The organism is Streptomyces tibetensis (genome assembly GCF_007655005.1).
Lineage (GTDB): Bacteria > Actinomycetota > Actinomycetes > Streptomycetales > Streptomycetaceae > Streptomyces > Streptomyces tibetensis.
The window spans coordinates 216,339-241,477 of record NZ_SZVW01000004.1; the positions used below are offsets into that span (position 1 = coordinate 216,339).

At 70.1% G+C, this 25,139-nt stretch carries 20 protein-coding genes and 1 pseudogene; 10 read left to right on the forward strand and 11 right to left on the reverse strand.

The genetic code is table 11. The features are described 5' to 3' along the window. Window positions 1-9: 9 nt before the first annotated feature. From FDO69_RS08230 to FDO69_RS08245, 4 genes are all read right to left on the reverse strand, one after another. A complete protein-coding gene (locus FDO69_RS08230; protein ID WP_104779080.1) occupies window positions 10-1,071 on the reverse strand; it encodes a M23 family metallopeptidase in 1,062 nt (353 codons plus the stop codon). 101 nt (window positions 1,072-1,172) lie between these two features. Further along, on the reverse strand, window positions 1,173-4,688 hold the full coding sequence (gene cydD / locus FDO69_RS08235) for a thiol reductant ABC exporter subunit CydD (protein WP_104779081.1): 3,516 nt from the start codon (window positions 4,686-4,688) through the stop codon (window positions 1,173-1,175). Between the two features lie 12 nt (window positions 4,689-4,700). Next, the gene (gene cydB, locus FDO69_RS08240; protein ID WP_104779082.1) at window positions 4,701-5,705 is read right to left on the reverse strand and encodes a cytochrome d ubiquinol oxidase subunit II; all 1,005 of its coding nucleotides are present in this window, start codon (window positions 5,703-5,705) and stop codon (window positions 4,701-4,703) included. Window positions 5,706-5,725: 20 nt separating this feature from the next. Beyond that, window positions 5,726-7,234, reverse strand: a complete 1,509-nt coding sequence (locus FDO69_RS08245; RefSeq protein ID WP_104779083.1) for a cytochrome ubiquinol oxidase subunit I — start codon at window positions 7,232-7,234, stop codon at window positions 5,726-5,728. A 149-nt stretch (window positions 7,235-7,383) separates the two neighbouring features. Between FDO69_RS08245 and FDO69_RS08250 the strand changes: the two are divergent. Continuing rightward, window positions 7,384-7,774 (forward strand): annotated as a pseudogene (locus FDO69_RS08250) (cyclophilin-like fold protein). 50 nt (window positions 7,775-7,824) lie between these two features. On the opposite strand, the gene hisC reads toward FDO69_RS08250, so the two are convergent. Continuing rightward, a complete protein-coding gene (gene hisC / locus FDO69_RS08255) occupies window positions 7,825-8,904 on the reverse strand; it encodes a histidinol-phosphate transaminase (protein WP_104779084.1) in 1,080 nt (359 codons plus the stop codon). 431 nt (window positions 8,905-9,335) lie between these two features. Between hisC and FDO69_RS08260 the strand changes: the two genes are divergently transcribed. The 3 genes from FDO69_RS08260 to FDO69_RS08270 all read left to right on the forward strand — a co-directional run bounded on the left by FDO69_RS08260 (window position 9,336) and on the right by FDO69_RS08270 (window position 12,860). Next, the gene (locus FDO69_RS08260; protein ID WP_104779085.1) at window positions 9,336-10,448 is read left to right on the forward strand and encodes a LacI family DNA-binding transcriptional regulator; all 1,113 of its coding nucleotides are present in this window, start codon (window positions 9,336-9,338) and stop codon (window positions 10,446-10,448) included. Window positions 10,449-10,724: 276 nt separating this feature from the next. Further along, a complete protein-coding gene (locus tag FDO69_RS08265; protein ID WP_267896218.1) occupies window positions 10,725-11,810 on the forward strand; it encodes a metallophosphoesterase in 1,086 nt (361 codons plus the stop codon). 183 nt (window positions 11,811-11,993) lie between these two features. Then, window positions 11,994-12,860 carry a hypothetical protein gene (locus tag FDO69_RS08270; RefSeq protein ID WP_104779087.1) on the forward strand — a complete coding sequence of 289 codons (867 nt, stop codon included), beginning with the start codon at window positions 11,994-11,996 and terminating at the stop codon, window positions 12,858-12,860. Between the two features lie 148 nt (window positions 12,861-13,008). Here the strand turns inward: FDO69_RS08270 and thiC are convergent, their stop codons facing one another. Then, the gene (thiC, locus tag FDO69_RS08275) at window positions 13,009-14,793 is read right to left on the reverse strand and encodes a phosphomethylpyrimidine synthase ThiC (protein ID WP_104779088.1); all 1,785 of its coding nucleotides are present in this window, start codon (window positions 14,791-14,793) and stop codon (window positions 13,009-13,011) included. 254 nt (window positions 14,794-15,047) lie between these two features. Between thiC and FDO69_RS08280 the strand changes: the two genes are divergently transcribed. Continuing rightward, complete coding sequence (locus tag FDO69_RS08280) at window positions 15,048-16,784, forward strand: YibE/F family protein (protein ID WP_104779089.1); 1,737 nt, start codon at window positions 15,048-15,050, stop codon at window positions 16,782-16,784. Window positions 16,785-16,911: 127 nt separating this feature from the next. On the opposite strand, the gene FDO69_RS08285 is transcribed toward FDO69_RS08280, so the two are convergent. The 4 genes from FDO69_RS08285 to FDO69_RS08300 form a co-directional block, all read right to left on the reverse strand. Then, complete coding sequence (locus tag FDO69_RS08285) at window positions 16,912-17,346, reverse strand: SsgA family sporulation/cell division regulator (RefSeq protein ID WP_104779090.1); 435 nt, start codon at window positions 17,344-17,346, stop codon at window positions 16,912-16,914. Window positions 17,347-17,444: 98 nt separating this feature from the next. Beyond that, window positions 17,445-18,182, reverse strand: a complete 738-nt coding sequence (locus tag FDO69_RS08290; protein WP_267896219.1) for an IclR family transcriptional regulator — start codon at window positions 18,180-18,182, stop codon at window positions 17,445-17,447. Between the two features lie 316 nt (window positions 18,183-18,498). Beyond that, window positions 18,499-18,711, reverse strand: a complete 213-nt coding sequence (locus tag FDO69_RS08295; RefSeq protein ID WP_020271174.1) for a DUF5326 family protein — start codon at window positions 18,709-18,711, stop codon at window positions 18,499-18,501. A 165-nt stretch (window positions 18,712-18,876) separates the two neighbouring features. Continuing rightward, window positions 18,877-19,194, reverse strand: coding sequence for a cupin domain-containing protein (locus FDO69_RS08300; RefSeq protein ID WP_104779091.1), 318 nt, complete (start codon window positions 19,192-19,194; stop codon window positions 18,877-18,879). Between the two features lie 60 nt (window positions 19,195-19,254). On the opposite strand from FDO69_RS08300, the gene FDO69_RS08305 reads away from it, so the two are divergent. The 5 genes from FDO69_RS08305 to FDO69_RS08325 all read left to right on the forward strand — a co-directional run bounded on the left by FDO69_RS08305 (window position 19,255) and on the right by FDO69_RS08325 (window position 23,067). Continuing rightward, on the forward strand, window positions 19,255-19,632 hold the full coding sequence (locus FDO69_RS08305; RefSeq protein ID WP_104779092.1) for a phage holin family protein: 378 nt from the start codon (window positions 19,255-19,257) through the stop codon (window positions 19,630-19,632). Between the two features lie 6 nt (window positions 19,633-19,638). Next, entirely contained in the window at window positions 19,639-20,130 is a 492-nt protein-coding gene (locus FDO69_RS08310) for a low molecular weight protein-tyrosine-phosphatase (RefSeq protein ID WP_104779093.1), read from the forward strand. Beyond that, window positions 20,127-21,353 carry a cystathionine gamma-lyase gene (locus FDO69_RS08315; RefSeq protein WP_104779094.1) on the forward strand — a complete coding sequence of 409 codons (1,227 nt, stop codon included), beginning with the start codon at window positions 20,127-20,129 and terminating at the stop codon, window positions 21,351-21,353. Before FDO69_RS08310 ends, FDO69_RS08315 begins: the two co-directional genes overlap by 4 nt. Before the next feature lie 194 nt (window positions 21,354-21,547). Then, window positions 21,548-22,453 (forward strand): LysR family transcriptional regulator, encoded by a 906-nt coding sequence (locus tag FDO69_RS08320; RefSeq protein ID WP_104779095.1) that lies wholly within the window; start codon window positions 21,548-21,550, stop codon window positions 22,451-22,453. 131 nt (window positions 22,454-22,584) lie between these two features. Continuing rightward, entirely contained in the window at window positions 22,585-23,067 is a 483-nt protein-coding gene (locus FDO69_RS08325) for an NUDIX domain-containing protein (protein ID WP_104779096.1), read from the forward strand. A 9-nt stretch (window positions 23,068-23,076) separates the two neighbouring features. Here the strand turns inward: FDO69_RS08325 and FDO69_RS08330 are convergent, their stop codons facing one another. Further along, window positions 23,077-24,714 carry a globin domain-containing protein gene (locus tag FDO69_RS08330; protein ID WP_420878494.1) on the reverse strand — a complete coding sequence of 546 codons (1,638 nt, stop codon included), beginning with the start codon at window positions 24,712-24,714 and terminating at the stop codon, window positions 23,077-23,079. Between the last annotated feature and the right edge of the window lie 425 nt (window positions 24,715-25,139).

Sequence of the window (25,139 nt, forward strand, 5' to 3'; positions counted from 1 at the left end):
CGGGGTGTCTCAGAGGGACACCCCGCGCGCCGCCAGCCACGAGACCGGGTCCACCGAAGAGCCCGACTCCGCCGTGATCCGGGCCTCGAAGTGCAGGTGCGGCCCGGTGGAGTTGCCCGTGGTGCCCGACTGGCCGATCCACTGTCCGGGGCTGACGTGCTCCCCCTCGTCGACCGCGATCGAAGCGAGATGGGCGTACTGCGTGTAAGGGCCGCCCGCGTGCTCGATCACGATCTCCATGCCGAAGGCACCCCCGCAGGACACCCTCACCACCCGGCCCGCACCCACGGCCCGCACCGGCGTGCCGATCGGCACCGCGAAGTCCTGCCCGGTGTGCCGGTTCGACCAGCGCGCACCACCGCTGCCGTAGGACGCCGACAGCTCGTACGTCTCGACCGGAGCGACCCAGTCGCCCTCGCTGAACCCCGTCTCCGGCTGGTCGAGCCGGACGGCTCCGCGGCACGCCCCGGCAGCGGCCGCGGCGTCCGCCTGCCCTTGGAGCTGTGAGCGCGCCGACTCCAGCTTCTGCTCGATGTCCGCCTTCAGACTCGCGAGTTGAGTGTTACGGCGTTCCAGCGCCTGCCACCGGTCCGCGGCCCTGGCCTCGTCCGCCGCCAGCCGCGCCTCGGCCCGCCGGTTCTTGGAGATCGCGTTGTTCACGGCGAGATCCGCCTGCGAGAAGGCGTGCTGACCTCGCATCAGGCTGTCGGGACTGTCGGCGAGGATCATGTACGCGGCCACCGGCAGGCCCCCGCTGCCGCGGTACTGCGCCCGGGCGATCCGGCCGAGGTCCTCGTGCAGAACGGCGATGTGCCGCCGCTGCGCGTCCAGGAGTTCCTCCGCCCGCTGGACCTCGGCCCGCTGCTCCTCGGCCTCCTTACGGCCGGCCTCGTACTGCTGCGTCGCCACCGCGGCCTCCTCGTACAGGCGCGCCACCTCGGCACTGATGCCGGTGTCCGCGCCGGTGCCGCTGCCGGGCTCCTCGGGCGCTGCCGTCGGCCGGGCCGCGAGCACGGCCAGCGCACACAGCAGGACCGGAACCAGCAGCCGATGACGGCGATATGAGCGCATGTCAGCGATCGTCGCCCAGCACCGCGGGCCCGGTCCTGTTCAGGTCCTGCGGCTGGGGGACCGGCTGCGCCGAACGGCCCAGTGCACACCGTTCCCGGCCGCTACCGCACTGCCACCAGCGACTCCGCGGCCGCTTCCCGCTCCGCCATCTCCCGCAGCGGCCCCTGCGCTGCCAGCAGGTCCGCGTACCGGCCGCGCTGCACGACCCGCCCCCGGTCCAGCACGATCACCTCGTCGACCGCTTCGAGGCCCGCCAGCCGGTGCGTGATCAGCAGCGTGGTCCGCCCTTCGGTGACGGCCAGCAGATCGGCGGTGAGCGCGTCGGCCGTCGCCAGGTCGAGATGCTCGGCGGGCTCGTCCAGTACCAGGACGGGGAAGTCGGCGAGCAGTGCCCGGGCCAGCGCCAGCCTCTGCCGCTGGCCTCCCGACAGCCGCGCCCCGTGCTCGCCGACGAGCGTGTCCAGACCGTCGGGCAGGCTGTCCGCCCACTCCAGCAGCCGGGCGCGGCCCAGCACGGCGCGCAGCTGCTCCTCGGTGGCGTCCTTCCTGGCGAGCAGCAGGTTCTCGCGCAGCGAGCTGTCGAAGAGATGCGCGTCCTGCGCACACAGTCCGATGAGCGCTCGTACGTCGTCGCCGTGCAGCGCGGACGCGTCCACACCCGCGAGCGTGAACGAGCCCGCCTCCGCGTCGAGGAACCGCAGCAGCACCTGCGCCAGCGTGGTCTTGCCGGAGCCGGATGGTCCGACCACGGCGATCCGGCGCCCCTCGTCGAGGGTCAGGTCGAGCCCGTCGAGCGCCTCCCGGTCCTGCCCTGCGTGCCGGGCGGTCAGTCCCTTGACGACGACCGGGAAGGGCGAGGTGGGCACCTGCCGGGGCCGCTCCGGCTCCCGCACGGGCTCAGGGGCGTCCAGCACCTCGTACACCCGCTCCGCACTGCGGCGCACGCGCTGCCGGTACTGCACGGCGAGCGGCATCCCGAGCACGGCCTCGAAGGCGGCGAGCGGAGTCAGGACGACAACGGCCATGGTCACACCGTCGAGCCGCCCGGCGGCGACCGCCTGCGCGCCGGCCAGCGCCGCGGCCGTGACGGTCAGCCCTGAGATCAACGCGGTGAGACCGTCGCCCAGGGCGGTGGCCGTGGCGGTCCGCGCGGCGATCCGGGTCAGTGCTCCGTCGGCCTCGCGGGCCTGGGCGGTCCGCGCGGGAAGTGCGCCGGCGACGGTCAGTTCCGCGGTGCCGGTGAGCAGGTCGGCCACGCGCGTCGCGAGCACCCCGCGGGCGGGTGCCAGTTTGTGTTCGGCCCGGCGGGCCACAGCGCCGGTGATCAGCGGTACACCGACCCCGGCCGCCAGGAGCCCGGCCGCGAGCACCGCCCCGGCCTCGGGGAGCAGCCACGCGGTGAAGCCGACCGACGCGGCCGACACGACCAGGGCCGCCCCGGCCGGCAACAGCCACCGCAGCCAGTAGTCCTGCAGCGCGTCCACGTCCGCGACCAGCCGGGAGAGCAGATCGCCCCGGCGGACCCGGCGCAGACCGGCCGGTGCCAGCCGCTCCAGCCTGCGGAACACCGCGACGCGGGCGTCCGCCAGCATCCGCAGCACGGCGTCGTGCGACACCAGCCGCTCGGCGTACCGGAACACGGCCCGTCCGATCCCGAACGCCCGTGTCGCGGTGACCGCCATCATCAGATAGAGCACGGGCGGCTGCTGCGAGGCCCGCGAGATCAGCCACCCCGAGGTGGCCATGAGCCCCACGGCACTCCACAGGGCGAGACTTCCGAGCAGCAGCGCGAGTCCCAGCCGCCCGCGCCGGGGACCGGACATCGCGCGGACGCGCGTGAGGACACCGCCGCGGGCCGACCGTCCGACGGACTCGGCCGGGGCGGGCGGCTCGGCCTCGGCGATCCGGGCGCCGGCCGGCCGGGTCGCGGCGGACGCCACAGGCAGGGCAGCGGTGGCCCCGGACTCCGCCTGCCGCGCCGCCAGGTCCGTGCCCTCCAGCCGCACCACCCGGTCCGCGACGTCCAGCAGCGCCGGCCGGTGCACCACCAGCAGGACCGTCCGGCCGGCCGCGAGCCGCCGCACCGCCGCGACGACCTCGGCCTCAGTGGCCCCGTCCAGCGCCGCCGTCGGCTCGTCGAGCAGCAGCACGGGCCGGTCGGCGAGGAACGCCCGGGCCAGTGCGAGGCGCTGCCGCTGCCCGGCGGACAGCCCGGCGCCGTCCTCGCCGAGCACGGTCTCCACACCCTGGGGCAGCGTGTCGACGAACTCCAGCGCCCCGGCGTCCCGCAGCGCCCGCCGTACGGAGTCGTCGTCGGCGCCGGGCCGCGCCAGCCGTACGTTCTCGGCGATCGTCCCGGCGTAGAGATGCGGCCGCTGCGGCACCCACGCGATCCGGGAGCGCCACTGCTCCAGGTCGGCATCGACGAGGTCGACACCCCCGACCCGCACCTGCCCCTCGGCCGGTCGCACGAACCCCAGCAGGACGCTCAGCAGCGTCGACTTGCCGGCGCCGCTCGGTCCCACCAGCGCGACCGTCTCCCCGGGCTCGACGCCGAAGGTCACGTTCGTGACGGCGTCCGCCGACCGCCCCGGGTAGCGGACGGTCACGCCCTCGAACGACAGGGCACCCTTCGGCACGGGCTCGGAGCCGGACGCCGGCCGGGGCGCCTCCAGGACCTCGAAAATCTCCTCGGCGGCGGCGAGCCCCTCCGCCGCCGCGTGGTACTGCGCCCCGACCTGCCGCAACGGCAGATACGCCTCGGGCGCGAGGATCAGGATGACCAGACCGATGTACAGATCCATCTCGCCGTGCACCAGCCGCATGCCGATCGTCACGGCGACCAGAGCCACCGAGATCGTCGCGAGCAGTTCCAGGGCGAACGAGGAGATGAAGGCGACCCGCAGCGTCCGCATGGTCGCCCGGCGGTACTCGCCGGTGATGCGCCGGATCGACTCGGCCTGCGCCTTGGCCCGTCCGAAGACCTTCAGCGTCGGAAGGCCCGCGACGACATCCAGGAAGTGCCCGGACAGCCGCGACAGCAGCCGCCACTGACGGTCCATCCGGGACTGGGTGGCCCAGCCGATCAGCACCATGAAGACCGGGATGAGCGGCAGGGTGCCCACGATGATGGCCGCCGAGACCCAGTCCTCGGTGACGATCCGCGCCAGCACCGCCACCGGCACGACCACCGCGAGGCCCAGCTGCGGCAGATACCGCGAGAAGTAGTCGTCGAGGGCGTCGACGCCCCGGGTGGCCAGGGCGACGAGCGAGCCGGTCCGCTGCCCGCTCAACCAGCCCGGGCCGAGCTCTGCGGAACGCTCCAGCAGCCGTCCCCTCAGCTCGGACTTCACTGCCGCACTCGCCCGGTGCGCGGCGAGTTCGGTGAGCCAGCCGACCAGCGCCCGGCCGACCGCGACGCCCGCCAACAGCACCAGGGGAGTGCCGAGTTCGGACACCGTCATGCGGTGCTGGAACGCGCCGACCACCACCTCGGCGATGAGCATCGCCTGCGCGATGACCAACCCCGCCCCCACCGCCCCCAGGGCGACGACCGCCACCAGGAAGACACGGGTGGCGCGGGCGTACCGGAGCAGACGCGGGTCGATCGGTTTCACGTGAAACACACCTCAGTGCGCGGTCTCGGCGATGTGCTGTGTACCGATCCGCTTGCGGAACACCCAGTACGTCCAGCCCTGGTAGAGCAGGACGACCGGCGTGGCGATCCCGGCACACCAGGTCATGATCTTCAGTGTGTACGGGCTGGACGAGGCATTGGTGACCGTGAGGCTCCAGTCCGGGTTCAGCGTCGACGGCATGACGTTCGGGAAGAGCGTCAGGAACAGCATCGCCACCGTGGCCACGATGGTGAGCCCCGACAGCGCGAACGCCCAGCCCTCACGCCCGGCCCGTGCCGCGACCAGGGCCACGAGGAGCGAGGCCACGGCCACGGCCATCGCCACGAGCGACGGACCGTCTCCCCGGTCGGACTGCGTCCACAGCAGGAAGGCGAGCGCCAGCAGGGCGGTCACCGCTCCGACCCGCAACGCCAGCTTCCGCGCCCGCTCCCGGATCTCCCCGACCGTCTTGAGCCCGACGAACACCGTCCCGTGGAAGGTGAACAGCGACAGTGTGACCAGGCCGCCGAGCAGTGCGTACGGGTTGAGCAGGTCCAGGACGCCGCCGGCGTAGTTGAAGTCCTGGTCGATCTTGACGCCCCGCACGATGTTGCCGAAGGCCACGCCCCACAGGAACGCGGGCAGCAGCGAGGCCCAGAAGATCGCCGTCTCCCAGTTGCGCTGCCAGTTCTCCTCGGGCCGCTTCACCCGGTACTCGAAGGCCACACCCCGGACGATCAGGCAGACCAGGATGAGCAGCAGCGGCAGGTAGAAACCGGAGAAGAGCGTGGCGTACCACTCGGGGAAGGCCGCGAAGGTCGCGCCCGCCGCCGAGAGCAGCCACACCTCGTTGCCGTCCCAGACGGGGCCGATGGTGTTGATCAGCACCCGCTTCTCGGGCCGGTTCCTGGCGAGCAGCTTCGTGAGCACGCCGACCCCGAAGTCGAAGCCCTCCAGGAAGAAGTAGCCGGTCCACAGGACGGCGATCAGAACGAACCAGACGTCGTGCAGTTCCATGACTGTGCAGCTCCCTCGGCCTAGTACGAGAAGGCCATCGGCTTGTCGGCGTCACGGGCGTCGCCGCCGATCTTCGTGGGCGGGTTGAGGTCGGCCTCGGTGAGCTCCGGCGGGCCCGCCTTGACGTACTTGGCCAGCAGCTTGACCTCGACGACGGCGAGGATGGCGTACAGCGTGGTGAAGACGACCATCGAGGTGATGACCTCGGCCTGCGACACACCGGGGGAGACCGCGTCACGCGTCTGGAACAGGCCGTAGACGACCCACGGCTGGCGGCCCATCTCGGTGAAGATCCAGCCCCAGGAGCTGGCGATCAGCGGGAAGCCCAGGGTGAGGATCGCGATGCGCCAGTACCACTTGGTGAGGGTCGGGCCGAGCGCCTTCTTCGGCAGCAGGACGAGATGCGGCACCTCGTCGTCGCCCACCCTCAGGTGCTGCGGCAGCATGAACTTCTTGCGGGTCAGCCACAGCCCGGCCAGGCCGATGGCGAACGACGTCATGCCGAAGCCGATCATCCACCGGAAGCCCCAGTAGGCCACGGGGATGTTGGGCCGGTAGTCGCCGGGCCCGTACTTCTCCTGCTCGGCCTTGTTGACGTCGTTGATGCCGGGCACGTACGAGGTGAAGTCGTCCTTCGCGAGGAAGGACAGCAGGCCGGGGATCTCGATGGCGACCTTGTTGTGGCCCTTGTCGACGTCGCCGATGGCGAAGACCGAGAAGGGAGCCGGCTTCTCGCCGTCCCACAGCGCCTCGGCCGCGGCCATCTTCATCGGCTGCTGCTGGTACATGATCTTGCCGAGCACGTCACCGCTGATCGCGGTGAGGAGGCCACCGATGACGACGGTGACCAGGCCCAGCCGGAGCGAGGTCTTCATCACGGGGACGTGCTTCTTGCGGACCAGGTGGAAGGCGGCGATGCCCACCATGAAGGCGCCGCCGGTCAGGAACGCCGCGGTGAGCGTGTGGAAGACCTGGGCGAGCGCGGTGTTCTGCGTCAGCACCAGCCAGAAGTCGGTGAGCTCGGCCCGGCCCTTCGCCTCGTTGATCCGGTAGCCGACCGGGTGCTGCATCCAGGAGTTGGCCGCGAGGATGAAGTAGGCCGACAGGATCGTGCCGATGGAGACCATCCATATACAGGCCAGATGGATCTTCTTCGGCAGCTTGTCCCAGCCGAAGATCCACAGGCCGATGAAGGTGGACTCGAAGAAGAACGCGATCAGTGCCTCGAAGGCGAGCGGCGCACCGAAGACGTCACCGACGAAGCGCGAGTAGTCGGACCAGTTCATGCCGAACTGGAACTCCTGCACGATGCCGGTGACCACACCCATCGCGATGTTGATCAGGAAGAGCTTGCCCCAGAACTTGGTCGCCTGGAGGTACTTCTCCTTCTCCGTCCGCACCCACGCCGTCTGCAGACCGGCCGTGAGCGCGGCCAGGGAGATCGTCAGGGGGACGAACAGAAAGTGGTAGACGGTGGTGATTCCGAACTGCCATCGCGCCAGGGTCTCCGGCGCCAAAGCCAGGTCCACGTCGCCGCTCCTTACATACGCTTGTGAAAGCGTTCACATTCACAAGCCATTATGCAGCACGGACTTTCGAGCATCTTGAGGGGGTCCGTGTCTCCCCCGTCACAGTCGAGCCCTTGGCTCGAACTTCAACATATTGTTGAATCGGCGGCATGCAAACACCGCCACCGCTACAGATACGGATCTCCTGGCCGCGGGCCATCTCGACGCCTCGCTCGGCGACACCCCGACCAGCCAGGCCCTGGTCAAGGCACTGCCCCTCGTCTCCACCGCCCGCACCTGGGCGCGGAGGTGTACTTCGACACGGGGGTGTCGGTTTCACGTGAAACAGGCGCCCAAGAGGTCGTCGAGCCGGGCACCGTCGCCTTCTGGACCGACGGCGATGCCCTCGCCCTCCCCTACGGACCCACTCCGATCTCGCGGGACGATGAATGCCGCCTCGCCGGTCCGTGCAATGTCCTGGGCCGCTTCGACGGCGACCCCGGGCTGCTCGGGACCGTGCGGGACGGAGACCCCGTCCGCGTGGAACTCCTGGACACCTGACCAGGCACGCGGAGAGTCGCTGCTCCTTGCCGCCTGGCGGCCACGAAGCCCTACTGCTCCTTGCGGAACCCTTCCGACACCTTCAGGAAGATGTCGTTCCCCTCGGCCTCCCCGACCGTCACCCGCACACCCTCGCCCGGGAACGGCCGGATCACCACACCCGCCTGCTCGCAGGCCTGCGCGAACGCGACCGTGCGCTCCCCCAGCCGCAGCCACACGAAGTTGGCCTGGGTCTCGGGCACCGTCCAGCCCTGCGAGCGCAGCCCGTCGACCACGCGCGTGCGCTCACACACCAGCGAACCGACCCGGCCGAACAGCTCGTCCTCGGCCCGCAGCGAGGCGATCGCCGCCTCCTGCGCGAGCTGGCTCACGCCGAACGGCACCGCCGTCTTGCGCAGCGCCGCGGCCACCGGCTCATGGGCGATGGCGAAACCGACGCGCAGGCCGGCGAGGCCGTAGGCCTTGGAGAAGGTCCGCAGGACACAGACGTTGGGCCGGTTCCGGTAGATCTCGACGCCGTCCGGCACCTCGGGGTCGCGGATGAACTCGCGGTACGCCTCATCGAGGACCACCAGCACATCGCGCGGGACCCGGTCGAGGAAGCGCTCCAGCTCCGCTCGTCGCACCACCGTGCCGGTCGGGTTGTTGGGGTTGCAGACGAAGATCAGCCGGGTTCGATCGGTGATCGCGTCGGCCATCGCGTCGAGGTCGTGCACATCCCCGGGCGTCAGCGGCACCTGGACCGGCGTCGCGCCGCTGATCCGCGTGATGATCGGGTAGGCCTCGAAAGAGCGCCAGGCGTAGATCACCTCGTCACCGGGGCCTGAGGTGGCCTGAATCAGCTGCTGGGCGACACCGACCGAGCCGGTGCCGGTGGCCAGGTGGGAGAGAGGCACCCCGAACCGCTCGGACAGCTCGTTCATCAGCGCCGTACAGGCCATGTCCGGGTAGCGGTTGAAGTTGCAGGCCGCCGCCGTCACGCTCTCCATCACGCCCGGCAGCGGCGGGTAGGGGTTCTCGTTGGAGGACAGCTTGTAGGCCACCGGGCCATCTGCCGCGGCGGGCTTGCCCGGCTTGTAGGTGGGGATCCCCTCCAGCTCGGCGCGCAGCTTGGGGCTCGTCTCGCTCACCGCAGTCCTCCTCGTGAAGACCGGCGGCCCATGACCGCCGCCGACATCCAATACTCCTCACCTTATGAGGATTCGGCGCCGCTGCGTATAGCCACGACCGAGCGGCCGGCCCCGCGCTCCCCCGTCCCACCGGCATCTGGGGCATCACCGCACCAAGGCGTACTAATCCGGGGGCGCGCCGCACATATATCTATGCGCCGGTGGTGCACGCCGTGGCGCGCATCCCCCGTGCAGGTGAGTTGAGACCTCTTCGCAACCTCGGCCAGTTGGCAGGCCCGTGCACGCCGACAAGCCACGTACTGCCAAGAAAGCGCTCAACACCCATGACTTCCAAGGCAATTGAGGTTAAATGATCATGCAGAAACGTGCCTGTCAACGCGTGCATATGCGTCCGCACTACCCCACCGCATGAGCCCTACTATCGGCTCGCCATGACAGCAGCAGGGAAGCACCAGGTGAGCCGCGCGGAAACCTCACGGCGAGGCAGTCGGCCGGGCCGGGCCGGCATCAGAGACGTGGCCGCCGCCGCCGGAGTCTCCATTACGACCGTCTCCGACGCCCTCAACGGCAAGGGCCGACTCCCGGACGCCACCCGGCGCCATGTCCGGGAAGTCGCCGACCGCCTGGGCTACCGGCCCTCGGCCGCCGCCCGGACCCTCCGTACCGGCAAGTCGGGCCTCATCGGCCTGACCGTCACCACGTACGGGGATGAACCTTTCACCTTCACGGAGTTCGCGTACTTCGCCGAGATGGCGAGGGCCGCCACCTCCGCCGCGCTCGCCCGCGGCTACGCGCTCGTCATCCTGCCCGCGACCTCCCGCCACGACGTGTGGTCCAACGTCGCCCTGGACGGCACGGTCGTCATCGACCCCTCCGACCAGGACCCGGTCGTCAGCGAGCTGGTCCGGCAAGGGCTGCCGGTGGTCTCCGACGGCCGCCCGGCCGGTGCGCTGCCGGTCACGGCCTGGGTCGACAACGACCACGAGGCCGCCGTCCTCGGCATCCTCGACCACCTGGCCGACGCCGGCGCCCGCCGCATCGGCCTGCTGACCGGCACGACGACGGACACCTACACCCACCTGTCGACCACCGCTTACCTGCGCTGGTGCGAGCGCGTCGGCCAGGACCCGGTGTACGAGTCCTATCCCGCGCACGATCCATGCGCGGGCGCCGTCGCCGCGGACCGGCTCCTCGCCCGGCCCGACCGGCCCGACGCGGTCTACGGACTGTTCGACCCGAACGGCACCGACCTGCTCGCCGCCGCCCGCCGCTACGGCCTGCGCGTCCCCGACGACCTGCTGCTGGTCTGCTGCAGCGAGTCCACGGTGTACGCCAACACCGAACCGCCCATCACCACGCTCTCCCTGAAACCCCGCCGCATCGGCACGGCGGTGGTACAGCTCCTCATCGACGCCATCGAGGGAGTGGAATCCGACCACCCGGTGGAGCAGGTGATACCGACGGAGCTGATCGTGCGCACCTCGTCCCAGCGACGCCCGCCGCGCACGACGGTCAGCCCTCCGCGATCACCCGAGGACACGTAGGTCCCGCACGGGTAAGAGGAAGGTCGCCCTCCTGGGGAGAAACAGGGCCGGTCCCCCGGAGAGAAGGGATCGTTCTCGCGAAGAGAAGAAGAGCGCGGGCGGTCACACGGTGGTCAAAGCCCGGCCCAATCGGGGCGAAAGCCGCGGTGAACTGGACTCTTGCTCTGATTCACCACCCCTGGGTCATCACATGGCGCGATCCGCATTCCTATGATGGGCCCACGACACCCGCGGGCCGCTACGACCAGGCAGTCCGATGCGGTGCAACGCGGCGCGATGGTGGAGGGGTCGATGACTCAGGGGGCCGGTCAGGGACCCGAGGTGGAGCGGACGGCGACGTTGCGCGACTTCCGGGTGCCCGCGTACGTCCACGAGGCCGGTCCGTATGTCCACAGCGTCCACCCCGAGGTCGCCCCGCCGCCCGAGGAGACCTACCCCGAGGGATACACGCCGACCCAGCGCGACCTTCCCGTCGTCAACCGGGGTGACACTGTTCAGGTGACCGTGGATCCCGAGATCGCCGCCCCGCAGTCCACCACCGGGCAGGGCCCGCTGTACGTCGTGGGTGACGTGCACGGCTACCTCGACCAGCTGGTGTCGGCCCTGCAGGAGAAGGGCCTGCTCGACGCCGCCGGCAACTGGTGCGCGGGCACCGCCCGGCTGTGGTTCCTCGGCGACTTCACCGACCGCGGCCCGGACGGCATCGGCGTCATCGACCTGGTGATGCGGCTGTCCGCCGAGGCCGCCGCGGCCGGCGGCTACTGCAAGGCGCTCATGGGAAACCACGAACTGCTCCTGCTGGGTGCGAAGCGATTCGGCGACACCCCCGTCAACTCCGGCGCGGGCACCGCCACCTTCCAGGCGGCCTGGCTCCTCAACGGCGGCCAGAAGACCGACATGGACCGCCTCCAGGACCACCACCTGCAGTGGATGTCCCGCCTGGACGCCATCGAGGAGGTCGACGGCCACCTGCTCGTCCACTCCGACACCACCGCCTATCTCGACTACGGCCGCTCCATCGAAGAGGTCAACGACACCGTCCGCGAGACGATCACCCGCAACGACGCGGACGAGGTCTGGGACCTGTTCCGCAAGTTCACCAAGCGATTCTCCTTCCGCGACGAGGGCGGCGCGGACGCCGTGCGCTCCCTGCTCGATACGTACGGGGGCAGCCGCATCGTTCACGGGCACAGCCCGATCCCCTATCTGCTGGGTGAGGTCGGCTCCGAGGACGACGAGGACAACGGCGACCCCGTCATCGAGGGACCGCACGTCTACGCCGACGGACTCGCCATCGCGATGGACGGCGGCGTGACCATGGCCGGAAAGCTGCTGGTCCAGCAACTGCCGCTGGATACGTGAACGTTCACCGGGCAGGCGTTCCCGGTCGGAGGACCGGGCCGGTGAGGGGTCAATTTCGGTAAACCCCCTGTCACCGCGTACCGTCACCGCTCTACCATCGGCTTATCCGTAGCAGGCTCCCCTCCGTTTCTGCCCGACGGCTCGTCAGCATGCCGAGCCCCAAGCCCTACGGAGCATCGGGGGATGCACATGAACAGCGTTCCGCAGCACCTGCTGAGCGAGGACCGCCAGGAATACGAGCGGATCCTCGATGAGGCGCTGCGCTCCGCACCACACCGTCCGGAACTGGCCGCTGTCGGACAGCGGCTCAACCCCGAACAGCTGCGCACCATGGCGCTGAGCGCCACCGCGCTCATCACGGCGGCCGCCTCGACCGAGTACCAGCACTACGTCAAGGTCCGCGACGAACTGCGTCAGCCGGCCTCGGCCGCCTCACCGGCCGTGCGCGGGTCCAACGCCTCCGAGCCTGGCTCGGGTGCGTCGGGGCTCGCCGCCACCGTCGGAGGGGTCGCCGAGACCACCGGCGCGGGCGCCGTCGCCGTCGTCGCCGTCCTCGCACCCGTCCTGGCCGGTACCGCCGCGGCGATCTTCCTGCTCGTCGGCTACATCCTGCGGATGCTCGACCCCGAGCAGGGGTTCGCCCGGACCATGCTCACCACGGGCTGGGTGTTCGGTGCCGTGACCGCGGTCGCGATCCTCGTGGCCGCGGTGGGGCTGCTGCTCACCGCTCTGCGCAACAAGCCCACGGCCGAGGGCGGGCCGCACGGCGAACTGCAGGGCGAGGTGGCCCAGGCCAAGGAGGCCTGGCACGAGGCCCTGCTGGAACGCGGCATCCTGCCGTTCCTGCGGGACGCACTCGCCGACCCCGGCGCGGCCGCCGCGCTGCACCCCACGTCCTCGTCCACTCCGGTCAGCCGCATGCCGCACCTCGGCTACGACCGCCCGGGCTTCACCAGCCCGGACGACGGCGACCGCGGCTCGCGCCCCAGCTTCAGCAGCCCGGACTACACCAGCCCGGACTTCGGAGGACCGGAGCACCAGCCGGAGTAGCCGGCGGAGCCCGTCCGGGCACCCCCGCCCGCCACGGGCGGCGAGACCCCGGGCGGCTCCTCGCACGGCACCTCCCACAGGCCGGGGCCCGTCGGCCCCGGGCCTGTGCATGGCGCGGGGCGCGTCGGCCCCGGCCTGTGAGCGGCGGTCAGTCCGCGATGGGCAGGTACACGCGGTTCCCGCTCGCCGCGAACTCCTTCGACTTCAGGGCCATGCCCTCCTCGACCTCGGCCCTTGTGCCGCCGTGTTCCCGGCGGATGTCCTGCGAGATCTTCATGCTGCAGAACTTGGGACCGCACATCGAGCAGAAGTGGGCCGTCTTGGCGGGCTCCGCGGGCAGGGTCTCGTCGTGGAACTCCCGTGCCGTGTCCGGGTCGAGGGCCAGGTTGAACTGGTCCTCCCACCGGAACTCGAAACGAGCGTCCGAGAGCGCGTCGTCCCACTCCTGCGCACCCGGGTGGCCCTTGGCGAGGTCGGCTGCGTGGGCGGCGATCTTGTAGGTGATCACGCCGGTCTTGACGTCGTCACGGTTCGGCAGGCCCAAGTGCTCCTTGGGCGTGACGTAGCACAGCATCGCCGTGCCCCACCAGGCGATCATCGCGGCACCGATGCCGGAGGTGATGTGGTCGTACGCCGGGGCGACGTCCGTGGTCAGCGGGCCGAGCGTATAGAACGGAGCTTCATCGCAGATCTCCTGCTGAAGGTCGATGTTCTCCTTGATCTTGTGCATCGGGACGTGGCCCGGGCCCTCGATCATGGTCTGTACGTTGAAACGCTTCGCGATCCGGTTGAGTTCCCCGAGCGTGCGCAACTCCGCGAACTGCGCCTCGTCGTTGGCGTCCGCGATCGATCCGGGCCTGAGTCCGTCCCCGAGCGAGTACGTGACGTCGTACGCGGCGAGGATCTCGCAGAGCTCCTCGAAGTTCTCGTACAGGAACGACTCCTTGTGGTGCGCGAGGCACCAAGCCGCCATGATCGAGCCGCCCCGGGAGACGATGCCGGTCTTGCGGTTCGCCGTGAGCGGCACGTACGGCAGGCGCACACCCGCGTGGACCGTCATGTAGTCCACGCCCTGCTCGGCCTGTTCGATGACCGTGTCCTTGTAGATCTCCCAGGTCAGCTCCTCGGCCCGGCCGTCGACCTTCTCCAGGGCCTGGTAGAGCGGCACGGTACCGATGGGCACGGGGGAGTTGCGCAGCACCCACTCACGCGTGGTGTGGATGTTGCGGCCGGTGGACAGATCCATGACCGTGTCGGCGCCCCAGCGGGTCGCCCAAGTCATCTTCTCGACCTCCTCCTCGATGGAGGAGGTCACCGCCGAGTTGCCGATGTTGGCGTTGACCTTCACCAGGAATCGCTTGCCGATGATCATCGGCTCGATCTCCGGGTGGTTGACGTTGGCCGGCAGCACGGCCCGACCCGCGGCGATCTCGTCGCGGACCACCTCGGGCGAGACGTTCTCCCGGATGGCCACGTACTCCATCTCGGGCGTGATCTCGCCGCGGCGGGCGTACGCGAGTTGGGTGACCGCCTCTCCGCCCCTGCCGCGGCGCGGCTGGCGGGGCCGGCCGGGGAAGACCGCGTCCAGGTTGCGGAGACCACCACGGGGCGAGGTGTGCTTGATGCCGTCGTCCTCGGGACGGACCGGGCGGCCCGCGTACTCCTCGGTGTCGCCGCGGGCGATGATCCAGTTCTCGCGCAGCGGCGACAGACCCCTGCGGACGTCGGTGTCGACGAGTGGATCGGTGTAGGGGCCCGACGTGTCGTACAGCGTGACCGCCTGGCCGTTGGTGAGGTGCACCTGACGGACCGGCACGCGCAGGTCGGGGCGGGTGCCCTCGATGTACGCCTTGTGCCAGCCGATGGACTTCCCGGCCTCCTCGGACGTCTCGTCCTGAACGGAGGCAGGCGTGCGTGCGTCCTTGTTGGTCATGAGACCTACTCCCTACGCCGGCATTACCCGGTAACAGGTTCGGCGGTCGACGCAGCGGTGTCCGTCCGGCGATGCTTCGTGTGAAACATCACTCGACTCCGGCGACGTTTCATGTGAAACATCGCTGGGACGGAGGTCAGCGCCCTCTCAGCCCGGTGCTCCGAGCTCCCGCGTGTACAAAAGGTGCCCCCACGCTAGCGGCAATTCTGGCGCGGTGAACAGAGGGCCCCCCTCGTTCTTGCGATGATCGGGCGGTGACCACGACGCAGCGTCCCTCCTTCCCACCGCCCGAGCCGCCCCGCGGATCCGGCGCCGGAAACGGCAACGGCCGTGGCGACGGCCGTGATTTCGCCGCCGGGGCCGGGCAGGGAGGGGCCAGAGTGCCAGGGCCTGCCACGGGGCAGAGCCCTGAGCTCGGGTACGGGCAGGACACGGGGTTCGGCCCTGGGGGCCGCGGCGAGTATGGGCGGGGCTCCGGACATGGCACCGGTGGTGAGTACGGATCAGGGCCCTCCGGGGGTGGCGGCCACGGCGGTGGCGCCGGGGACGGTTCCGGTCACGGCGGAGGCAACGGACAGGGTCATGGTCAGGGCGGTGGCGACGGGCACGGCCAAGGCGGAGGCGACGGGCACGGCCACGGCCACGGCCACGGCGGAGGCGACGGGCACGGCCTCGGTTCCGGCTCGGGTGGCGGGCACGGGCATGCGCACAGTCACGGTCCGGCCACGCCTGTCTCCCTGCATCTGCGCAAGGTCATCGCGGCGATCCTGATCCCGTTCGGCGCTGCCGTGCTGGTCGGTCTCGCCGTGCTGTGGCCGGGCGGCGCTCCGGCGCACGAGCGCACCGGCGTCGGGTTCGACCGGCAGACGCAGGACGCCACCGTCACCAAGGTGGTCGAGGTGAGTTGCAAGGAGGCCGGCGCTTCGGGCGTGCCGCCGACCGGTGACACCTCCACGGCCGAGGGTTCCTCCGCGGTGCAGGAGGAGAAGGGCACCTGCAAGCGGGCGACGATCCGGGTCGACAGCGGCGACGACAAGGGCCGTACGTTCACCGAGATCGTCCAGCCCGACCAGACACGCCAGCTGCACGAGGGCCAGGAGGTCGTGGTCGCCTACGAGCCCTCGGCGCCGAAGGACCTGCAGTACTCGGTCACCGACATCAACCGCCGTCTGCCCATGGCGCTGCTCGCGGGCATCTTCGCCCTGGCCGTGGTGGTCGTCGGGCGGATGCGGGGTGTCATGGCGCTGGTCGCCCTGGCCATCAGCTTCATGGTGCTGAACTTCTTCATCCTGCCCGCGATCCTGCAGGGCTCCAACCCGCTGGTCGTGGCGGTGGTCGGCGCGAGCGCCATCATGCTCATCGCCCTGTACCTGTGTCACGGCCTGTCCGCCCGGACGTCCGTGGCGGTGCTCGGCACCCTCATCTCACTGCTGCTGATCGGCATCCTCGGCTCGGTGTTCATCGACTGGGCCGCCCTGACCGGGAACACCGACGACAACACCGGTTTGATCCACGGCCTCTACCCGACGATCGACATGAGCGGTCTGCTGCTGGCCGGCGTCATCATCGGCTCGCTCGGCGTACTCGACGACGTGACGGTCACGCAGACCTCGGCGGTCTGGGAGCTGCACGAGGCCAACCCGTCGATGGGCTGGCGGGGGCTCTACCGCGCGGGCATCCGGATCGGCCGCGACCACATCGCCTCGGTCGTCAACACGCTCGTCCTCGCCTACGCGGGTGCCGCGCTGCCCTTGCTGCTGCTGTTCTCCATCGCGCAGAGCAGTGTGGGGACGGTCGCCAACAGCGAGCTGGTCGCGGAGGAGATCGTGCGCACGCTGGTGGGTTCGATCGGCCTGGTCGCCTCGGTGCCGGTCACCACCGCCCTGGCGGCGCTGGTGGTCTCGGCCGACCGCCCCGGCTCACGACCCGCCCCGGAGGCCGCCTCCGCGGTCCCGGTCCGCGGGGGGAGGGGCAGGCGCCGCAAGCGCTGACGCCTCAGAGCCCGAGGCGTCTCGCCGGGCCGGAGGAAGATCGTAGGACGATCGCAGGAAGAAGCGTTCCTGCGTAGCTCGGCGGCGTTCGGTGAAGCGTTACTCCACCGTGCCGCCGGGCCATGGCTCAGCCGGCGCTCTGCTCGGCGAGGATGCGGTCCAGGGCCTCGTCGAGGTGCGCGTCGAAGTCGGCGAGCGAGCCCTCCTGGCCCAGCGGCACCAGCTTGTCCGTACGGTCGAGGAAAGCGACGAGCGGTGCCGTCGACGAACGGAACAACGCCTGGTCGCTGCCCACCTGAAGCCGGATCAACACCTCGCCCAACGCGTCGGGTTCGACGGGCGTGACGCGCACATCGCCCTCCCCGCACGGCCGGCCGACCCCGTCGATCAGCAACTCCCGTCCAAAAGCCCACGTCACCGGGGCATCACCGGGCAAGTGGAACGTCAGCCGGACGGCATAGGGATCACTGGACTCATAGCGCAGCTCCACCGGGATGCGGAAGGAGAGCTCCTCGGACACGAGAAAGCTCATCATGACCTCTGCTTGTACGGACTCGCGCATCGATAACCCCGTCAATCGCCGTTACTGGCCGGGAACGAACCTCTGACACTTGGTGGAATCTTGCTGAACGTACACAGCAGATCACAAGGAGTGAGTTTTCACATACTGATAGAGAGCGCGAGTGAGCCGAGCAACCGCCCCATCTCGGCCTGCAACTGCCGGGCCGCGGGCAGCAGCCGGTCGGCCTGATGTGCGGGGAGTGAGATGGCCATCGTCGCTGCCGTGGTGCCGAGGGTGAGGGGGATCGCGGCGCAGACCGCGCCGAGGGCGTACTCCTGGCGCTCGGTCACCGGCTCCATCCGCCGGATCCGCTCCAGTCGCCTGAGCAGGCTGTGGTTGTCGCGCACCGTGTAGGGCGTGAGGGGCTGCACCGGGTAGCGGTCGAGGTGGTCACGGCGTGTGTCCTCGTCCAGTTGGGACAGCAGGCACTGCCCGATGGCGTGCGCGTGCCCGGTCTCCCGGAAGTCGGCCCATTCCTCGACCGCCGGGTTGACGGGGGTGTCGGAGACGCACATGACCTCGATTTCGCCCTCGCGGTAGACCGCGTAGTACACGGGCACGCCCAAGGCGTCCCGCCAGCGCGCCAGGGCGTCGACGATCGTGCTGCGACGTTTCTGCCGCGCCCCGCTGCTGCTCAGCCGCTCGGCCGCCTCACCGAGGAAGAACAGGCCCTTGTCCCGGCGCAGATAGCCCTCGTGCACGAGCGTGCGCAGCAGGTGGTACGTCGTGGGCAGGGCCAGCCCGGTCTCACGGGCCAGTTGCTTGGCCGGGGCGCCGTGCTCGTGCGCGGCGACGGTCTCCAGCAGGCGCATCGCGCGCTGCACGGAGCCGATCAGGGTCGGCGGAGACGGTGCGGCAGCCGGAGCCGGTGGCCCGGAGGGCGCCGCCGAGCGGGGTTGCGCGGGGACGGTGCGGAGGTGGGCGGGTGCGGTGTCAGCCGGGACCAAGGGGCTCTCCCGAAGCGCGAGGGACAGACCCGTGCGGGGAACACGGGTGGGGGTGAATGCCGCTCGCGGGGAAGTCCCCGCGTCGAATTCCGGACTCTATTCGCCTGCCACCGCCTGCAGACGGCCCCGCCGGGAAACTTCCCCCGCCCGAGGGAACCGGTGATTCCAGGCGTTTCCCGCTACCCCCACCGGTTTCCCACCGGTCTCACCAGTCGCTGCGCGACGAGGAGCTCGACGTGAACTTGCGTACGACGTAGATCAGTCCGCCGACCAGGGCCACGAAGACCAGCACCTTGAAGAGCAGTCCGATGACGAACCCGACCACACTGGCGATCAGCCCGCCGAACACGACCAGGGCGATGACCGGCACCGCGATCCACTTCACCCACCACGGCAGTCCCGTGAAGATCTCTCGCATCGCCCTCGTCCTTACCTCTCCGCCCGTTCGAGTGCCGGGTCCTGTCGGTCCTGTCGGATCTCTGATGTCCTGCACTCGATGCTAGGTGCGGGAGGGGGTCGAACGGGTGCCTCGCATCCCTTGTCCTCCCCTGACCGACCCCCTAGGGAACCCTGAGACGCCGCGTCAGCTCTCGGGCGGAGAGAAGATGACCAGCACCCTCAGGTCCTCGGTGATGTGATGGAACTTGTGAGCGACGCCCGCCGGCACGTAGATCACACTGCCGCGCGCCACCTGGGTGGTCTCCATCCCGACGGTGATCGCGGCCCGACCGCTCACAATGAAGTAGACCTCGTCCTGATTGTGCGGCTTCTGTGGATCCTGTTCGCCCGCGTCGAGGGCGTACAAGCCGACCGACATGTTCTGCTCCCGCAGAAACTGCAGGTAGGCGCCCTCGTTGGCGGCGCGCTCCGCCTCCAGTTCGTCCAGCCGGAATGCTTTCATCGCCTTGTCCGCCCCTGCCTCTTGTGCCCGTGTCCGATCAGGTCTGCCACGATCAGACACATGAAGAATTTCCTAGTCAAGACGATCGCGAACGCGGGCGCCCTGGCGGTCGCCGTATGGCTGCTCGACAAGATCACCCTGACCGGTGACAGCACGGGCAAGGAGTTCGCCACCCTGATCATCGTGGCGCTGCTCTTCGGCCTGGTGAACTTCCTGGTCAAGCCGGTGGTCAAGCTCCTCAGCCTGCCGTTGCTGATATTGACCCTCGGCCTGTTCACGCTGGTCGTCAACGCGCTGATGCTGCTGCTCACCTCGTGGCTGGCGGACAAGCTCGACCTGAGCTTCCACGTGGACGGCTTCTGGACGGCCGTCGTGGGAGCCCTGATCATCTCGGTCGTCTCCTGGGCGCTGCACGTCATCCTGCCCGACGGGGACTGAGCGGACATGACGTACCGGGTCTGTTTCGTCTGCACGGGCAACATCTGCCGCTCGCCGATGGCCGAGATCGTGTTCCGCGCGCGGGTGGCTGAGGCCGGTCTCGACGAGCTGGTGGAGGTCGACAGCGCCGGTACGGGCGGCTGGCACGAGGGCGACGGCGCCGACCCGCGCACCGTGGCCGTCCTCGAGGACAACGGATACCAGGGCGGCCACACGGCCCGGCAGTTCCGGTCGTCGTGGTTCTCCCGCCTCGACCTCGTGATCGCCCTCGACTCCGGCCATCTCGGGGCCCTGCGCCGCCTCGCGCCCACCGAGCAGGACGCGGGGAAGGTACGGCTGCTCCGCTCCTACGATCCCGCCGCCGGCGACGACCTCGACGTACCGGACCCCTACTACGGGGGCATGGACGGCTTCGAGGAGTGCCTTGAGATGGTGGAGGCTGCGAGCACCGGTCTGCTCGCCGCAGTGCGCGAGGACGTGGAGGGACAGGTGGCATGAGTGATTCCGCGACGGGTGCCGGAGGTGGCGGGCCAGCTGCCGCAGATGACGCGTCGGGGGCCGCGGGCCAGGTGACGGGCCCCGCCGACCCGGCCGCCGCGGGCGCCGGTGACGGCACGCGTGCGGTGCGGGCCGGGCTGCCGGAGCCGGTCAAGCACGAGCCCACCCTGCCCGGCCCGGTGTTCGCGGCCCACTTCCATCTCCCGGGCGACCCGACCGGTCCCTACACCTACGGCCGCGACGAGAACCCGACGTGGACGCTGCTGGAACGCGCCGTCGGCGAGCTGGAGGCCCCCGGCCGGGACGGCGCCGAGACGCTCGTCTTCGCCTCGGGCATGGCGGCGATCTCGGCGGTGCTCTTCTCCCAGCTGCGCACCGGCGACGCGTGTGTGCTGCCCGACGACGGCTACCAGGCGCTGCCGCTGGTCCGCGCTCAGCTGGAGGCATACGGCATCGAGGTGCGCACGGCGCCCACCGGCGGGGACGCCCAGCTCGACGTCCTCGACGGTGCGCGGCTGCTGTGGATCGAGACTCCTTCCAATCCCGGGCTCGACGTGTGTGACATCAGGCGGCTCGCCGAGGCGGCACACGCGCGTGGTGCCCTGGTCGCCGTCGACAACACCCTCGCGACACCGCTCGGCCAGCGTCCGCTGGAGCTCGGCGCGGATTTCGCGGTGGCCAGCGGCACCAAGCAGCTCACCGGCCACGGCGATGTCCTCCTCGGCTATGTGGTCGGCCGGGACCCCGAGGCCATGGCGGCCGTGCGCCGCTGGCGCAAGATCGTCGGTGCGATTCCCGGACCCATGGAGGCCTGGCTCGCGCACCGTTCGATCGCGACGCTCCAGATGCGGGTCGACCGGCAGAGCGCGACAGCCCTGACGGTCGCGAAGGCGCTGCGCGAGCGGCCCGAGGTGGCAGGGCTGCGCTACCCCGGACTGCCCGACGACCCCTCCCACGAGATCGCCGCGCGGCAGATGCGGCGCTACGGCTGCGTCGTGTCGTTCACGTTGCCCACCCGCGCGCGTGCCGACCGGTTCCTCGACGCGCTGCGCCTCGTGGACGACGCGACGAGCTTCGGCGGGGTGCGGTCCACGGCCGAACGGCGTGGCCGCTGGGGCGGAGACGCGGTGCCGGAGGGCTTCATCCGGCTGTCGGTAGGCGCCGAGGATCCCGAGGACCTGGTGGCGGATGTGCTGCGTGCGCTGGACGAGTCGGCCGCCTGACCACCCCCACGGACGGTCCGAGCCTCCCCCCTCGTGGCTCGGACCGTCCCCCGGTTCCGCGCGCAAGAACCGCGCGACCAAGGCTAGTTGACTCTCTGTCAGTGTCCAATCACAGTAGCGACAGAGACCTATCGACTTATTTATAGTTGGGCACGGCCAGGGCAGGGAGCAGGGGCCGAAGAGGGGGGTGCGCGGTGGATCTGGCCTTGCTGCGGACCTTCGTGACCGTGCACCGGGCCGGCTCCTTCACCCGCGCCGCCGCCCTGCTCGGCCTCTCTCAGCCTGCTGTCACCTCGCAGATACGGACGCTGGAACGGCAACTGGGCCGCCCTCTGTTCCTGCGACAGGCCCGTGGCGTGACCCCGACGAGCATCGGCGACGAACTCGCCCACAAGGCCGCACCTCATCTCGACGCCCTGGTGGAGATCACCGAGACCGGCCTCGACGACGACTCCTCCTTACGGACGCTGCACCTCGCGGGTCCTCCGGAGTTCACCGCCGAACGAGCCCTGCCCGCCCTCACGGAGCTGACCGGCGAGGACGGCCAGGGCTTCGCCCTGCGCGCCTCCTTCGGGACCGCCGAGGAAACGCTGGAAGGGCTTTCCGCCGGGCACCATGATCTGGCCATCAGCACGGCTCAGCCACGCGGCGCCCTGCTCACGGCGACTGCGCTCTGCGACGAGGAACACGTTCTGGTCGCCGCCCCGCGCTGGTCCGAGCAGCTCGGGACCGGGCAGCCCGACTGCGGGCCGGAACCGGCCCTCGACAAAGTGCCGGTGGTGGAGGTGCACGAGTCACTGCCGTTCGTCTCCCGCTACTGGGCCTCCGTCTTCGACTCGCATCCGGCCGCCCCGGGCACCGTGATCGTCCCCGACCTCCGTGCGGTCCTGGCCTGCGCGGTCGCCGGCGCAGGCCTGGCGGTGCTGCCCCGCTATCTGTGCGCGGCAGCGTTGGAGCGGGGCGATGTCGTCGCGCTGCACGAGCCGGCGGTGCCGCCGCTTCGGACGTACTTCCTGGTCGTCCGGACCGGGACGCTCGCGATGCCCCATATCGCGCGGGCACACGACTGGCTGCTGCGGTCCTCGGCCGACTGGTGCTGAGGCGCTCGGAGACGCGCGCCGGGGTGCACTGACGTGAGGTGTGGGCGCTCGGGGCCGTTCCTCACTCTGGGAGCTCGACCGGTGACGTTTCGCGATGTTTCACGTGGAACCAGCCGGGCCACATTTCACTCATGACCGTCCGACCCGTGGTCAAGCGCACCGCCCGCGCCGTTCTGCTGGACGGTGCCGACCTGATCCTGATCAAGCGCACCAAGCCGGGTGTGGATCCCTACTGGCTCACCCCTGGTGGCGGGGTCGAGCCCAGTGACTCCACCGTCGTCGATGCCCTGCACCGTGAGGTGTACGAAGAGCTCGGCGCGAAGATCTCCGATGTGGTGCCCTGCTTCGTGGACACCATGGAGCACATCGGAGAGGACGGCGGCGCGACCGGGGTGAAGGTGCAGCACTTCTTCGTCTGCCGTCTGGAGTCCATGGACCCCTCTCTGCGTCACGGCCCCGAGGTGGACCAGCCGGTCGGCGAGTACGAGATCGTGCGCGTGCCCTTCACCCGGGTCGGAATCGCCTCCGTCCATCTCGTGCCGCTGTCGCTGCGCCACTACCTGGACGGCAACATCGAGGGCGTGCTCGCCATGCACGCGCCCGACCTGGGCTGAGACGCCTGATCAGCTTCCCGCCGCGACCAGTTCCTCGACGGAGTCGTGCCGTATGCGGTCCGACGGGATACCGATGTCCCGCAGGGCGTCCACACCGCTGCGAATCATCCCGGGCGGGCCCGAGAGGTAGGCATCGAACTGGTCCCACGGCCCGTAGGTGCGTATGGCGTCCGGCAGCTGAAGGTGCGCCTGCTGGTCGATGATCGCGCGGACCGAGAGCCAGGGGTGGGTCTGCTGGAGGCGGAGCATGGTGTCGATGTCGTACAGGTCGTGGTCGGTGCGGGCACCGTAGAAGACCTCGACCGACCGGCGGTCCCCGTGCTCGGCGACATCCTCGACCAGGGCCTTGATGGGCGCTATACCCGTGCCGCCGCCCAGGCAGAGCAGGCCGTTGTCGGTGGTGTGGTCGACGGTCATGGAACCCGCGGGCGGGCCGAGCCGGATGATGTCGCCAGGGCGGGCGCGGTGCACCAGGGCGTTGGAGACCCAGCCGGCCGGTACGGCCTTGACATGGAACGACAGCAGACCGTCGGACCGGGGCGCCGACGCGAAGGAGTAGTGCCGCCAGATCCGCGGCCACCAAGGCGTCTCCACACTCGTGTACTGCCCGGCGAGGAACGGGTACGGCTGGTCGGGTCGGACGGTGACCACCGCGACATCCGGCGTTCTCAGGTCGTGCGTGACGATCTCGGCGTACCACCAGGCCGGGGCACGTAGTTCGTCCGCGGCCGCCGCGTCGATCATGACTTGGGAGATCGTGGTGTAGGCCCGGATCCAGGCCGCCTCCATCTCCGCGTTCCACACCCCGGCGGCGTACTTGCTCAACGCGCCGATCAGGCACTCGCCGACGGCCGGGTAGTGCTCGGGCCGCGTCCCGTACTTGCGGTGGCCCCGGCCGAGTTTTTGCAGGTAGTCGACGAGGACGTCCTTGTTGTCGATGTGCTCGGCGGCCGTGAGCAGCGCTCTGAGGAGCCGGTCCCGCTGGGTGTCCATCGCGGCGGGGAACAGCGACCGCAGATCGGGATGGCGGACGAAGAGCAGGGCGTAGAAGTACGACGTGACCTTGTCGGCAACCGGCGCGACCTCGGCCATGGTGCGGCGGATGAGGAGGGCGTCAGGGGAGCCCTCTTCGGCCGGTGCGGTGGCGTCCGGACTCGAGGGCGGCGCCGGTGCGTGTTCCTGGGCGGAAACCCGCTGTTCGGGGAGAGTGCGGGGCGGGTCAACGGTGGAGGCGAAGGGCGTCGGGGTGAGCGCCGTGGGGGCGGGGCCCGGCGACGAGACAGTGGGGCCGGACGCAGCGGCGGGGGACGGAGCGTGCTGTACGGCCGGAGAGGCGGGCGTGGGTATCGCCTCCGGATGTTCACGCCCTTGTTCGGGCCCATCGGTGCGTGGGCTGCCGGATGGCGAACCGGGGGGCCCGGGTTGGGCGTCTGCCGGTGCTTCCGGGACGGGCCCGGGCCTGCCCACCGGGCGTATCGTGGCCGGTCGACGCGCTTCCGCCGTGCTGTCCGGCGAACCGGCGGCGTCGCTTTCCGGTGCTGCCGTCGGGTTCTTGCGGGGTGTGAACCAGTCGCCCCCGCCGCCAGAAGTGCCGTTGTCGGCCGACGTGGTGGTCGGAGCGTCCATGGTGTGCCTCGCCTCGAGCATCTTTCGGTCGGTCTGCGCACTTCCGAAGTCGGAAGGTGCCTGCTTCCCCCGTGGACGGTCTCGTTCCCATCCTTGTCGCGGCCAATGCGGCCACATTCAACCCGTATTCCGGCTCCGTACGGACAAGTAAGGCGAGAGTGTGACATTGGCCGCAGTGACTCTCATCGAGCTTCCCACCCGCCTGGCCGCTTCTGGCGTATACCCGGAAACGTGGGTCTTCGATCTCTCCGTCCCGTTAGGCTGCATTGCCCTGCGCTACCCCATACGGGACGGGGCGTCCCGTCCCGGATGCGAACCGGACTCGACCCTACCGGCCACTGCCGTGCACACAAGTCCCCCCTCCTCTCGTCACGAATGCGGGCAGGACGCGAATCGCCGAGTCCGTCAACCCTGGGGCGGGAAGGTCCCGTTCAGCGTTTCGGTCG

What these genes read in the sequence shown, in the direction of transcription:
- FDO69_RS08230 (WP_104779080.1), bottom strand. Translation starts at nt 1,071, where the DNA reads ATGCGCTCATATCGCCGTCATCGGCTGCTGGTTCCGGTCCTGCTGTGT.
- cydB (WP_104779082.1), bottom strand. Translation starts at nt 5,705, where the DNA reads ATGGAACTGCACGACGTCTGGTTCGTTCTGATCGCCGTCCTGTGGACC.
- FDO69_RS08260 (WP_104779085.1), top strand. Translation starts at nt 9,336, where the DNA reads ATGACAGCAGCAGGGAAGCACCAGGTGAGCCGCGCGGAAACCTCACGG.
- FDO69_RS08265 (WP_267896218.1), top strand. Translation starts at nt 10,725, where the DNA reads ATGGTGGAGGGGTCGATGACTCAGGGGGCCGGTCAGGGACCCGAGGTG.
- FDO69_RS08270 (WP_104779087.1), top strand. Translation starts at nt 11,994, where the DNA reads ATGCACATGAACAGCGTTCCGCAGCACCTGCTGAGCGAGGACCGCCAG.
- thiC (WP_104779088.1), bottom strand. Translation starts at nt 14,793, where the DNA reads ATGACCAACAAGGACGCACGCACGCCTGCCTCCGTTCAGGACGAGACG.
- FDO69_RS08285 (WP_104779090.1), bottom strand. Translation starts at nt 17,346, where the DNA reads ATGCGCGAGTCCGTACAAGCAGAGGTCATGATGAGCTTTCTCGTGTCC.
- FDO69_RS08295 (WP_020271174.1), bottom strand. Translation starts at nt 18,711, where the DNA reads ATGCGAGAGATCTTCACGGGACTGCCGTGGTGGGTGAAGTGGATCGCG.
- FDO69_RS08300 (WP_104779091.1), bottom strand. Translation starts at nt 19,194, where the DNA reads ATGAAAGCATTCCGGCTGGACGAACTGGAGGCGGAGCGCGCCGCCAAC.
- FDO69_RS08305 (WP_104779092.1), top strand. Translation starts at nt 19,255, where the DNA reads ATGAAGAATTTCCTAGTCAAGACGATCGCGAACGCGGGCGCCCTGGCG.
- FDO69_RS08310 (WP_104779093.1), top strand. Translation starts at nt 19,639, where the DNA reads ATGACGTACCGGGTCTGTTTCGTCTGCACGGGCAACATCTGCCGCTCG.
- FDO69_RS08315 (WP_104779094.1), top strand. Translation starts at nt 20,127, where the DNA reads ATGAGTGATTCCGCGACGGGTGCCGGAGGTGGCGGGCCAGCTGCCGCA.
- FDO69_RS08325 (WP_104779096.1), top strand. Translation starts at nt 22,585, where the DNA reads ATGACCGTCCGACCCGTGGTCAAGCGCACCGCCCGCGCCGTTCTGCTG.
- FDO69_RS08330 (WP_420878494.1), bottom strand. Translation starts at nt 24,714, where the DNA reads ATGCTCGAGGCGAGGCACACCATGGACGCTCCGACCACCACGTCGGCC.